The organism is Kamptonema sp. UHCC 0994 (assembly GCF_029167235.1).
Classification (GTDB): domain Bacteria; phylum Cyanobacteriota; class Cyanobacteriia; order Cyanobacteriales; family Microcoleaceae; genus Kamptonema.
On sequence record NZ_JARFTR010000305.1, the window covers coordinates 1 to 12,723 of the forward strand.

General features: G+C 46.5%; 9 protein-coding genes. 6 read left to right on the top strand and 3 right to left on the bottom strand.

Features of this window, described 5'->3' with window-relative positions; all coding sequences use genetic code 11:
* The first annotated feature begins 609 nt into the window (after nucleotides 1-609).
* Complete coding sequence (locus PY364_RS27980; RefSeq protein ID WP_275570974.1) at nucleotides 610-3,810, top strand: plasmid replication protein, CyRepA1 family; 3,201 nt, start codon at nucleotides 610-612, stop codon at nucleotides 3,808-3,810.
* A gap of 176 nt (nucleotides 3,811-3,986) precedes the next feature.
* Nucleotides 3,987-4,949, top strand: coding sequence for a site-specific integrase (locus PY364_RS27985; protein WP_275570975.1), 963 nt, complete (start codon nucleotides 3,987-3,989; stop codon nucleotides 4,947-4,949).
* A 43-nt stretch (nucleotides 4,950-4,992) separates the two neighbouring features.
* On the opposite strand, the gene PY364_RS27990 is transcribed toward PY364_RS27985, so the two are convergent.
* From PY364_RS27990 to PY364_RS28000, 3 genes are all read right to left on the bottom strand, one after another.
* Entirely contained in the window at nucleotides 4,993-5,532 is a 540-nt protein-coding gene (locus tag PY364_RS27990; protein WP_275570976.1) for a hypothetical protein, read from the bottom strand.
* Nucleotides 5,533-5,540: 8 nt separating this feature from the next.
* On the bottom strand, nucleotides 5,541-5,915 hold the full coding sequence (locus PY364_RS27995; protein ID WP_275570977.1) for a hypothetical protein: 375 nt from the start codon (nucleotides 5,913-5,915) through the stop codon (nucleotides 5,541-5,543).
* Nucleotides 5,916-6,068: 153 nt separating this feature from the next.
* The gene (locus tag PY364_RS28000; protein WP_275570978.1) at nucleotides 6,069-6,221 is read right to left on the bottom strand and encodes a hypothetical protein; all 153 of its coding nucleotides are present in this window, start codon (nucleotides 6,219-6,221) and stop codon (nucleotides 6,069-6,071) included.
* Nucleotides 6,222-6,663: 442 nt separating this feature from the next.
* On the opposite strand from PY364_RS28000, the gene PY364_RS28005 reads away from it, so the two are divergent.
* From PY364_RS28005 to PY364_RS28020, 4 genes are all read left to right on the top strand, one after another.
* Nucleotides 6,664-7,386, top strand: coding sequence for a ParA family protein (locus PY364_RS28005; protein ID WP_275570979.1), 723 nt, complete (start codon nucleotides 6,664-6,666; stop codon nucleotides 7,384-7,386).
* Nucleotides 7,383-7,766: a hypothetical protein gene (locus PY364_RS28010; protein ID WP_275570980.1), complete on the top strand. Its 384-nt coding sequence runs from the start codon at nucleotides 7,383-7,385 to the stop codon at nucleotides 7,764-7,766. The genes PY364_RS28005 and PY364_RS28010 overlap by 4 nt, the downstream gene beginning before the upstream one ends.
* Nucleotides 7,767-8,241: 475 nt before the next feature.
* Entirely contained in the window at nucleotides 8,242-9,186 is a 945-nt protein-coding gene (locus tag PY364_RS28015) for a DUF4007 family protein (protein ID WP_275570981.1), read from the top strand.
* Nucleotides 9,183-12,710, top strand: a complete 3,528-nt coding sequence (locus PY364_RS28020; RefSeq protein WP_275570982.1) for a hypothetical protein — start codon at nucleotides 9,183-9,185, stop codon at nucleotides 12,708-12,710. The genes PY364_RS28015 and PY364_RS28020 overlap by 4 nt, the downstream gene beginning before the upstream one ends.
* Nucleotides 12,711-12,723 lie beyond the last annotated feature (13 nt).

Below are 12,723 nucleotides of genomic sequence, written 5' to 3' on the forward strand. Positions count from 1 at the left end.
TCGATCATAACAAGTAAAAACACTTACATTCGGTAAATTTAATAAAATATCTAAGTGAAGATCCATTGGTCGCAACCTAGTAAAATGTAGTATCTGATACATTTTACCACAGGATGCCGAAAGAGCCGATTTTTCGCGCTGGCTTGCCTCCAACCGAATTGGCCTAGAAGAGCATCAAGCTATTGCAGGGCGATCGCTTGAGCGCTTTTGGTGAGAGAATACTCTAAAAATATTCAATTGAGGGAAAATCTATGAAACTGAAGCGAAAATCGATAAAACTACCCAAAAAATAAAATTGTTGCGGTGATTGGAGTCACCGCAACATTTACACCCGGTTTTGCAGATCGGGTCTCAAAAAAAATATTTGTTATGTAAATGTAACAAAAACGGTGTCAATAGTCAACTCAATCACACTTTTTGTGATTGCAGTCCCTATTTTGACAACTTTAAACAACAGACCCCTGCAAAAGCGGTGTTAACCCTTACAAAGGAACACCGATGGAATTTTCAAAAAATGAGAAGGGGCAGACCCATCGAGATGGTGCGGTATGGCTTCAAAAATATGGCGATGGCGGTACTCTCCGATTGAAATTTGGGGGGGCAAAATAAATGTACCCCCCTCTGACACTCCCCAACTCGCCCGTCTATCAGAGCAGCGCTCGCACTGACTACCGCCAAGATTGGTTAGACTCTGGCGTTGACGATGGAATCATTAACCTCAACGTAGAGGAGATCGCTGGCGCAGACTTATTTGAAGTTCTCTATCCCCACCCGCAGCGCCTCAACGCGGGCCGCCTCAACGCCAAGTACCTGAGACTTTGGGAACGCTGCGTAGACTTTGACAACACTCCACTGTCACACGGCTGGATCTGCAACGGTCGCGTCAAGATTTTAGAAGGGCCCTTACTCAAACCTGAGAATGGCAAAAACGGAAAATGGAAAGTCGTAAAGTACCGCAACCCTGAAGGGAGTAAAGCCCCGATCGCATTCCTCAAAGTACCGCTTCACATCTGGGAGAAAGTTGCGGCGCGGTATGGTATCGCCCTGCCTAGTTACATAGAGGTTACACAAGAAGGCTCGGCTCTGGGTTTTTGGGCATGGGTACTTAAAAATCAAATTCCTCTCACCCTAACAGAAGGTGAGAAAAAAGCAGGATGCTTGCTCAGCCTTGGTTACGCAGCGATATCAATTCCCGGCATCTCAATGGGATGGCGCGTAACAGACAGAGATTTTAAAGGCAAAGCGCTCGCACGGGAATTGCACCCAGACTTGTTGCCGTTCGATGATGGTCGTGATGTTACGATCGCATTTGACTACCGCCCCGGTGATTATTTCAAGTCAACTGAATGGGTCAACGCGGTGATTCTTGGCAGACTATTTAAAAGGTCAACTGTCAAGATTGCCAGATTACCAGGCCCGCAAAAAGGGATTGACGATTTTGCCGTCGCCGGGGGAGATGTCGATCGCGTTCTAGCCGCCGCTGAATCCCTCAAGCAATTACAGGATGAGAAATTGTGGCGTTCTTACAAAGGCTTCTCACCCGACAGAGTAGTTAACCAGCGTTACCTCGACATAGAAGCCCCTGAGCATGGCAAAGCCACTCTCATCAATTCAGGACTTGGTACGGGCAAAACTCAATACTTAGCTGACAAGATTGCCCCACAACCCGGCAAGCAAATCAATATCGGCTACCGTAACAGCCTACTGCTACAGATGGCTCAAAAAATTGGTAGCTACCATCTGGATGAACACGATGGTCGCCGATTTCTTTATGACCCGAATGCTCGGATCAGTCTGTGTTGGGATTCCCTGCTCAAGCTTCCCCCTGAAATTTTCGAGGGTGCAGATATTATTTTGGATGAAGCTTCAAGCAGCCTGAAACACTTGCTTACCAGCAGCACTTGTAAAGAAAAACGACCTGAAATTCTGGATTATCTAAAAAAGATTGCCCCTAATATCAACCGAATTATTGCAACTGATGGCAATAATTCTGACTTGGTTGCTAATTGGGTAGCCCAGGTTTTTGGCTTGCCAATTATCAGGATTAAAAACAATTTCAAGGGTGACACCCCACCCGTAACTTTCCTTGAACTTCCCAAAGGCAGATGTCGAATTGCTAAATCCGAATTTGAATATCTAGCTCAAGGAATCATGGGAGTAAATTGCCCCGCAATTGCCACAGATTCCCTCAATGATGCCGAAGCCCTTTACAAAATGTTCACCGCTCAAGGCAAAAAAGGCATCTTATTAAGCAGCAAAACAGCTACTAAAAAATGGGCTAAGGAATTTCTAGCTAATCCTGACAACTACATCAGAAAGCATAAGCCAGAATTTATCATATTTACCCCAACGGCTGAAAGTGGTCTTGATATCTCAATCAAAGCAAAGCTTGATAGCGTAGAAGTTTCTGGCAAGTATTTCTCTGATGTTTTCTGCATTTTTCGCGGGGTCATTGGCGTTGATGAATGCCTCCAAATGTCCCGCAGGGTAAGGCATCCAGAAAGGATTGTGATCTGCTGTGCTGAACGTAAATTTGCAAGCAATAATGATTCTAATCCCTTCTCAGGTCAGCTAATTAAAGACCTTGAGGAGCGGGTCACGGCTGAAATGAAAGCACTTTCTCCTGAAGAAAATACAGCCGCAATCAAAGAAGCAATCAAGGCTCAAATTGATTCCCCACACTTAGAAGCTTGGGCAAAAATCAAGGGCAAAGATGCCGTCGAAGGGCGTAATTTACGGCGATTTTTACTTAAAGCTTTTGAGGATGGCGGCTATGAAGTCAATCGGATTAGCTTCTCAGATTTGCTTAATCCTGATGCCATTTACGATGAGGGAATGAGCTTTGCTGATGCTAAAAAGCTTTCTAAAGAAGAAGAAGCAAAGCAGATTTTCAATTCTGAATTTATCACCCTAGAAAAATACTTAGAAATTGAGGGAAGCAATGCTGAATGGGAGGATTGCTGCAAAGCCATCAAATATCGCCTTTTAGCGCGGCTACCAGGCATTGAAAATACTGAGCTTTGGACTTGGGAGTTTGTTTACCGTATCCGCTTCACTGACAGAGATTTGCTCAATCAGCTCTATGCCAACTGGAAACTTGAAAACCCAGAGGACGCTGAACTGCTACAACGGCAAAAATGGAACCGTGAGTTTAGAACTTTCTTGCCTGACCTGAACAACCAATGGCTCAAACTCAAACTTCTCTCAAAATTGGGGATTAATCAATTCCTTGACGCTTCAAAGGTCTGGACGGATAAATCCCCTGAAGTCTTGGAACTGGTGAGGATTTGTAAAACCAAGTCAGCCGCTGCCCTACTTGGACATCCCGGCAAAAGCTCTCCCATGCAATATCTCAACCGCTTACTGAAATTTATCGGGGTTAAGCTGAAGGCCTCTCAAGTCAGGGAGGGGGATAAGCGAGTTTGGCAATATCGCTTTTCTGATGCCAGCCGCCCTCAAAACTGGGATGAGCTTTACCCTCTAGTCTGTCAAAAAATGGCTGAAAAAATCGCCTCTGCGAAAATGGCTGAATCACCCTCTCCTATTGGTGTAGAGGTTGTCACAGCTCCCCCCTTAAATATACAAAATACAGCAGAAGCTGTGACAGAAAACTCAGCTACTCCCAGAGAAAAAATATGGGCTGTGGCCCGCGAACTGGCGGACGTGGCGGCGCGGATTGCTGAGGGGATGGTGGAAACAGCAAAAACCTGTCTGCATCACATTCTCAGCCGATATGGATACTTACCCGTAGCAGAGGCGCTAGAAACTCTGAGTGTTGAGCAGCGGTTAGCGGTTGAGGGGTTAGGTTAGGAGCAGAACTGGATTATCTAGGGGTAGATAGCCACATAGGATGCAGCCTGCAAAACTAAACGCTCAAACTTGCAATAAGCATTTATACTTTATGGAAAGTATGATTTACTGAAGTAAACAGAGGCGGTATAATCACCCCATACTTGTCGAGCAGCGACTGGGTTAGTGAGTACCAAATGCCAGAGTTTTATACCGCTCAGTCAGATATCGTTTTAACTTACCCCGTGCCGCTGACGCTTCATCCGGCGGCCGTTTACTTGTCTAGTTTGACTTCTGGCTCCCGGCGCACGATGCGGAAAGCTTTGGATGTGATTGCCCGAATGCTGACTAATGACGCTTCAATGAATGCTTTGTCGCTCGACTGGTCAAAGTTGAGATACCCCCACGTTGCCGCGATTCGCTCAGTATTGATGGAACAGTATGCTCCGGCAACGGCAAACCGGATGCTGTGCGCCCTGCGGCGGACTCTCAAGGAAGCGCAGCGGTTGGGGTTTATTAGTGCTGACGAATACGCGCGGCTGGTGGATTTCAAGAGCGTGCGGGGCGATTCTCCCTTGAGAGGACGGCTGTTGAAGCATAGCGAGATTGCGACGCTGCTGGAAAATTGTCGGCGTGACACCGATCTGATTGGCGATCGCGATGCGGCGCTGATTGCGATTTTAGCGGGGTCGGGGTTGCGGCGGAGTGAGGCGGTAGCCTTGGATTTAGCTGACTTTGATGCGGAATCTGGCTCGATGCAAGTCCTGGCGGGGAAAGGGAAAAAAGTTCGCACTGTGTATTTGCCTTCCGGTGCGATCGCCGCAGTTCAGGCTTGGATTAAGGTGAGAGGAACTGATAAAGGCGCTCTAATTTGCCCAGTGATGAAGGGAAATCACGTCAAGGTCAGGCGGATGACAGACCAGGCGGTGATGGCAATTCTCCTGAAGCGGGGGGTGCAAGCAGGAGTGCTGGACTTTTCGCCTCACGACTTCCGCCGCACGTTTATTAGCGAATTGTTAGATGCGGGTGCGGATGTTTTGACGGTAAGCAAGTTGGCGGGACACGCTGACCCGGCGACGACTCAAAAATACGATTTGCGGGGCGAGGAAGCTAAGCGTAAAGCTGTGCAGTTGTTGCAGATTCCTTATGATGAACAATAAGATGAATTACTGAGTAAAAAAGAGATGGCGATGCCAACAACTGCTATCCACCTGCGTTTGGAACCGGGTCAAAAAGTAACGTTGCAGCCTGTTTCTTGGCTAAAGCCTTCTGAAAACTGCCAGTTTCAGGGTTGATGATTAAACACTCGCCCGACAGTAATTTTATCACTAAATTGCCTTCAACCAGCGACATTCCAATCGCTGTATCAGGTAAAGTTTTATTAGAGCGGATAGAGCCTCGGCGGTTGAAAAGTAAAAAGTCTTCTTCAGTAATGACAGCAGTAACTTTCTCTAAAGTTAGCATTTGCACCAAATAGGAAGTTAGCGGCAAAGTTAGCAAAATCTTACCCGTTTCCCTACAAATCGCAGCTACCTTTTGTTCAACACCCACCCAAATCGTTTGTCCGTCTGGTGAAAGTTTCACCATCGGTTTAATTAAATCGCTGTTCCAACTAATGCCGTAAACTCCCAAATTTTCGCCCAGGTCAATGATGGCAAATTGGCGTGAATACTCGGTGGCTATCAGTTGCCGAGAAGCATCAATTTGATTAAAGTCAACTTCGTTAATAATCTGAATTTTCATCGCAGTTTTTATCGATAAGTTTTGACAACAAGTGAGGCTACTTGAGGGATGGCTCCCAGGTCGCTTTCTGGGTAATAATAGCGGATAAAAATGGCTCCCGTTGCTTCAGTACCGCTCACTTCGAGTTTGCGGGTAATGCTAGTACCATATTCAGTATCTCTCCTATCTTCAGGAATTTCAGGCGCATTTAAGCCCTCCCGAAAGATTTGCATGAGCCTTTCTCTGCCACCCGTTGCTTCGTCAATTCCCAGCCGACTCAATTCTCTTAAATTTTGTAACGACCTCTGGGTATTAGTTGGGTCGGAAGTAACGCGCCCGAAAAAGAAGTCGAATTTGCTTTCTCTGACCGTGAAACCTTCACCCTGAATAACATTATCCGCCATTCAACCTTGATCCTATACGATTGAGTTATCTAGGGGGAGCAGGCAGCCATGCGCTCCGCCGTCTCTGAAAATAGCGTATGATTCGAGCGTTTCCTAAAATTTATGCTCTCGCTAGCCGCCTGCACCCTTAAGCCGGTCTCGGTTTCCCTTTCGTCAAGTCCAGCCCTGATCTATTTGTTCCAGTTGGGGTTCTAAGCGGACAATGCGGTAAGCAAGGGCGAGCGATCGCGAATATCCTAACTGAAGGTGGTGCGATCGCCTCAAGAAAGCCAAGGCATTTGTTGAGCTATCAGCATAGGGTAGCACGGAGATCGCAGTTAACGGAACGCTATGCCCCAGCGCGACATTGCTTCAGTTGCCTGAAAAGCCAGTTATGGGATATTCATCTAAACAGCTAAAGGTATAATACGTTTAACTGTTTAATCAATTACCGCAAGCTAGCGATCGTTACCCAAAAGAGCAATCGCCCCAGTTGACTTTGGGTCTAACCGATCAGACAAAAAACCCCAGACTTTACAGCAAGCAGCAAATTGCAGGTTTATGAAGTACACCCTAGAAACCCGGTTTTATCAAGAAACGGGTTTCGCGTACCTACTTACCTTACTCATGATGTAACTGCCAATCTGCGGCTGACCTCGGACTTACCCCTAAACTGTTAAACATATTAGACGTTTAATATATTAAACGTTTAACACTTAAACGCATAAAAGTGTTAAGCTAAACAATAATTAGACCTTAATAGGATTTTATGTTGAAGGTCGCTATTTTCAATTTCAAGGGCGGTACGGGGAAAAGTACCACAGTTTTAAACTTAGGAGCTTGTCTCGCTGCAACTAAGTGCCGCGTCCTGCTGCTCGACTTGGATGGGCAGCGCACCCTCAGTTTTGGGTTAGGTCAAGACGGTCAGCAGCCGACAGCTTTTGATTGGCTTCAGGGGGATAACGTAGAGCCATTAAACACGGAGGTAAAAAATCTGTGGCTGATTCCGGGGGATTTGGGACTGTTCCAGTTGCAGTCACCTCATGATTTATTCACCCCAGCCCTCTCTAAGCTGAAGGGGTTTGATGTGTGCCTGATGGACTGTTCGCCAGGGCTTTCCTCTGTTTCGGTACAGGCTCTGTTGGCGTGCGATCGCGTGTTGATTCCGACTCTGTGCGAACCGGCTGCCCTCAAAGGGTTGTCGGAAGCGGTGGAATTAATTCGAGGGGAGCAAACAGGAGTGCCAATTGAGGTGTTACGGACTCGCTATAAGTCGCGCTTGCTGTTAACCCAGGAAGCTGACAGTTTGCTGGTTGAGGCTTCTGTGGAACTGGACTATCGGCTGCTGCATACGGTGATTCCTGACAACATTGCTGTGGCAGAATCCATTGCTCAGCAAAAGCCTGTCACCGCCTATGCTGCCAAGTCCTCCGGTGCTTCATCTTATCGGTTTTTAGCTAAAGAGTGCAAAAAATTGTGGAGGTTGTCGTGAACAAACCTAAAAGTAAGATGGGGGGGATTGGAAAGCTGAGCCAGTTTTCGGGAATTAAGCAGTCACCAGCACCAGTAGATATGGAAGCTGATAGGGCACCTGCTCTTGACCCTCCGGTTGAAGCTGCGACAGGGGCTAATTCCAAGGAGAAACTGGTAGCGGTCAATTTCAAAATTACTCGCAACCAGCAGGAATGGTTAGCAGATACAGCCAGACTTGTTAGGGACAACAACGCCCAAGCTGTGCCACCAGCAGAACGAGTGTACCCCCAGCATTTGATGGGTGTGGCGATTTCTCTGTTACAACAGGCTGATGTGGACTGGAGCCAAATCAAGAATGTTGAGCAGTTGCGTATACAGTTAAACCTATTAGACCTTTAGACAATAAAGGGTGTAAAGTATTAGTGAGGTGTGGGCTACGATAGTGCTGCCTGTTGCATAACTCCTGTCGTAGTGGGAAATATATTTTGGTGAAAGGAGACAACCTCTTGCGCTTTACTGTCCTTTTCTTCCCCCGTCTGAATCTAGGCGAGGGCTTTTTATTTGAGAGTTTTTGTCTCACAGGATGTCTAGTCAACATACCTTTGAAGTTGGTTTAAGCTGTGATGACTAGACATCCTCTAGATCACCCGCAAGGGAATGCCAGGGTTACTTATCAGTGTCAGGGCCGTTAGCCGGAAGCTGTGGGTGAAAACGCCCTTGATGTCGATGAGATCGCAGGCTGTCCTCAAAATTTTATCGGCTGAGTCAGGGTGAATGCGTTTCCCGTCTGAATTTGGTGTATGTTTTAGCCTATACCTACAACAAAACTGGTGCTTGAGAACGCTCGCGAGTACCAACCCAAGCAGAAGTCACAGTGAAACAGCCCGACCAAGACATATTTAGTACCCTAAATCCAGCGTATAGTGGGAATCCGGTCTTTGCCAGACACGAGACTTTTCATCCCCGGTTTGGCTGGCTCAAAAAGGGTTTTGATGCAGCCACACAAGATCCAGAAGTATTCTTGCGGGAAGATGCCCCAGTAAGGCTGGGTGTTGGGAAAAACATGGTAAATGCCATTCGCTACTGGTGCAATGCTTTCAAAGTGCTACCAGATAATGCCTCCTCAGACAATGGCGATCGCCTCTTAAAAGATGATGGTTGGGACCCTTTCAGTGAAGATCCCGCAACACTATGGCTACTGCACTGGAACCTACTCAAACCGCCCTGTCTGGCAACAGCTTGGCATTTTACGTTCAACGTTTTTCGGGCAGTGGAATTTTCCCAAGACGAATTATTCAATGCTTTATGCGATTACAGAGATAGTGTGGCACCTCGCATCGCCGAGTCTTCCCTGAAAAAGGATGTCACCTGTATTTTGCGAATGTATGTGGAACAAGGAACTCCCAAGACCGGTGTAACTGAGGACAGCCTGGATTGTCCCTTTACTGAACTGGGAATCATTCGCACAGCCGGAGACTCCAGGCACTACACATTCCGAGTTGGTCAAGCGAGGAATTTACCAGCAGAGATAGTCGTTTCAGCCTGCTTAGAATATGCTAGCTGGGTTGGTCGCGGGTCAAGGACTATAGCCATCTCTCGCCTCCTTTACGATATTGGCAGCCCCGGTATGGCATTTAAGCTTTCCCAGAGTGCTATCTGCGACGCAATTGAACTGGTGGCAAGACATTCGGACTCAATCCAACTGTCTGAATCGGCTGGTTTAATTCAATTTTCCTTTACGAACGATCCAGAGAAGCTAGCTCTTGATATCCTAGATAAGTATTACAAAGGGAGACGGTACGCGAGAGTAAAACGATGAACAAACCGTTATCTCAATACTTCAGCCTCAATCGTCGCTACTCTCGTTCCATCAACATCGAGCGGGATTTAGAAAAAATCGATGCCTTGCTGGGATATATCCCAACTGAGAGGTCAGTTAATGCCCTCAGACGCATCCTAGCTGGATTAACCCAAAAGCAATCCAGAAGCGCTTGGACTTTAACTAGCGTCTATGGTACGGGAAAATCTGCCTTTGCCCATTTTCTGGCATCTCTGTGCGCTCCCCAAAGCAGTCAGATGCGCCAAAAGGCGCTAGAAATTGCATCAGAACCATTAGGCTCGGATAGTTGTGAGTACCTCGCTTTAAAAGAGAATATACCGAGTCAGGGGTTGTTTCGAGCAGTAGCTACAGCACAGCGGGAACCGCTCTCGCATACGATTGTGCGTGCTTTAGAACAAGGAGCAAAGGTTTTTTGGTCAGTTCAAGATAGAAATAAATTAGACGCAGCTAAAAAACTGGTAGATATTGCAGGACTTGTTGCAACAGGAGGGGCAGTAGATAGTCGGAAAGTCCTCAACTTAGTGCAGGAAGTAGCCGCATCTGCGAAAACAGATATGCTGCTAATTATTGACGAACTGGGCAAAAATTTAGAATTTGCTGTCCAAAACCAAGGCGCTGAAGACTTATATCTGTTGCAGCAACTTGCTGAACTGTCAAGAGATAACGGTTCTCAGGTTTATATAGTAGGTCTGTTGCACCAAGCATTTACCGATTATGGCGAAAGATTAGCCTCTGTACAGCGCAACGAATGGGCGAAGATTGAGGGAAGATTTGAGCATATATCGTTTAATGATTCTCCAGCACAGATGATGCGATTGATTGGTCAAGCAATCAATCGCTCTAATGCAGAAGCAATTCTCTGTGCCATCAATAGCCAAGCCGCAGAATGGTTGGAGGGTTTGCCAAGTGACATCAAGGATGATTTTACACTCAACTTGCTGGATGAGGTCTACCCGTTGCATCCCATCGTAGCGTTGGTGTTGCCAATTCTCTGCACTCGCTATGCCCAAAATGACCGATCGTTATTTACATTTCTCACTAGCGCTGAACCCTATTCTTTTAGGAAATTTTTAGAGGAAACTGCGGTTGTAGATTGCTTGCCCGAAAGGGGGAAAGAGTCTCTGCCGACGCTGAAGTTGGATAGAGTTTACGACTATTTCATCGAAGCGGTGGGGATGGGTTTAGCTTCACGACCAAATCTCCAGCGGTGGGTAGAAATTCAGAATTTAATTGACGATGCTAAACGTAAAGATACTGATAGTCTGCGAGTTTTAAAAGCGATTGGGATTTTAAACCTCGTGACTACTACAGGTGCGGTGATGGCAACTCGTACTTTGGTGTCGCTAGCGATGTGTGACAGTCCTTCTGACACTACCTTAAGTCACTGGCAACAAGTAATTGAAAATCTTATACAGAAGGGTCTTGTCAATCATCGGCGACAACTGGACGAGTTGCGGATTTGGGAAGGTTCGGACTTTAATGTCGATATTGAACTGACAAAATATCTCGAACAAGAGCGCTCTTCTTTAGTCAATCTTCTTTCCGCCATCCGTCCCCTCACACCCTTGGTTGCTCAGCGTCACAGCTACAAAACAGGTACGCTGCGTTACTTTGAGCGCAGGTATCTTGATGGTTTAGAAGACTTAAAAAAACTGCGATGTGCCAGCAATGGCAGTGATGGTTTGGTGGGGTATTGGGTGGATGAAGCTAGCCTAACTGATGTGCCATCTACTGCGGCTGATGGGACTCCGCTGATTGTGTTGCGTGCTGCCAAACTAGATTTACTGCGAAGCAGAGCGAGGGAATTTGCAGCACTGAAAAAAATTCAAACCAGTGCCCCTGAGTTGCAAAATGATGGGGTAGCAAGGAAGGAAGTTCGATATCGGTTGGTTCAAGCAGAACAATTGTTAGATGAAACACTCTCACAAGCTTTTGATGTGGCAGACCCAAAGAGCTGCTGTTGGATACAGGGAAAACAAGAAACAATCGGTCACGTTACAGATTTCAACGGCAAGCTTTCGGATGTCTGCGATGAGGTTTACGGTCAAGGTATTATCCTTTGGAATGAGTTAATTAATCGCCGTGAATTAACTTCTCAAGGTGCTAAAGCCAGACGGGAACTGATTGAAGCAATGCTTGAAGATCCAGAGCAAGAACGACTGGGTTTGCAGGGATATGGCCCTGAAGTTAGTATGTATTTTTCTGTGCTGGAGAAGACAGGTATTCACAGGTCTGAAGATGGAGACTGGGGATTTTTCCCACCTCATGAAGACTCCGGCGTGTTGACTGGATGGCAGGTAATTGAGGAGTTCTGTCTTTTGGCCAAGGACAAACAGCAGACTTTAGACAATCTTTATAAGCAATTGGAAGCACCGCCAATTGGAGTAAAACGGGGTGTAATTCCGGTGCTGCTAGCGGCTGTTTTGTTGTACCACATTGACGATGTTGGCGTATACAAAGACGGCACGTTTATCCCGGTGTTGGGAGCCGAACATTTTGAGCTGTTGGTTAAAGACCCTTCCCGGTTTGCAGTTAAATATTTTGAAGTGGTGGGGCTGCGGTCTCAAGTTTTTAAGGAGCTTGAGGCAATTTTACGCAATCCCAATGCGAACAAACTAGCCCGGATGCGAAACGTCACACTGATAACGGTGGCTACACCATTATTCCAGTTCGTGAAAAAGCTACCTGCTTACACTAAGAAAACCAAGCAGCTTAGTGCGGAAGCATTAGCAGTTTTGCAAACCTTACAACAGGCTCAAGAACCAGATGAGCTATTGTTTACATCTTTGCCCAAAGCTTGCAAATTACCTGCGATCGGTACAGGGGAAACTGATGACGGTACAATGGCTAAAATGCTCCGACAAAGGCTAGTTCAAGCGCTTCGAGAGATTCAGACTGCTTACGATGAATTACTCAGTAAATGTGAATCTCTCCTTTACAATGCCTTCGCTGTTCGCAGTAGTGAAACTAAGCTGCGGGAAGATTTGCGGGTTCGATCGAGTCATTTGGCGGGACAATGTATTGAACCAACTCTCAAGCGTTTTACCGAGGTGGCAATAGATGAGACGAAGGCAAAACAATTGTGGTTAGAGGCACTGTTGATGGTTGTCACCGATAAGCCGCCGGAGTCTTGGATAGATGATGATATTACAATGTTTGAAATTAAGCTTAGCGATATCGCTAGGCGCTTCAAAAACTTGGAAGCCCTACAGAAGGAGGTTGTTGCCAAAGGTGCGGGTTTTGATGCTCGCAGAATTACAGTCACTCGTCCTGATGGTCAAGAAATTAACCAGATGGTAGGAATTGACCGCGATCGCCAAGACCAAGTTGACCGTTTAGTTGATGATATTCTTGCAAAACTGCCCGACAACTCTCAACTACGGCAAGCTGTAGTTGCCAAGCTTGCTGAGAAGGTTTTAGGTGCAGCGTCTCAGGAGAATGTTGCTCAGATGCGGGGAAAACATAAAAATCGAGAGCCTGGGCAAGAAACAACCCATGCCTAATTTGTCATATACT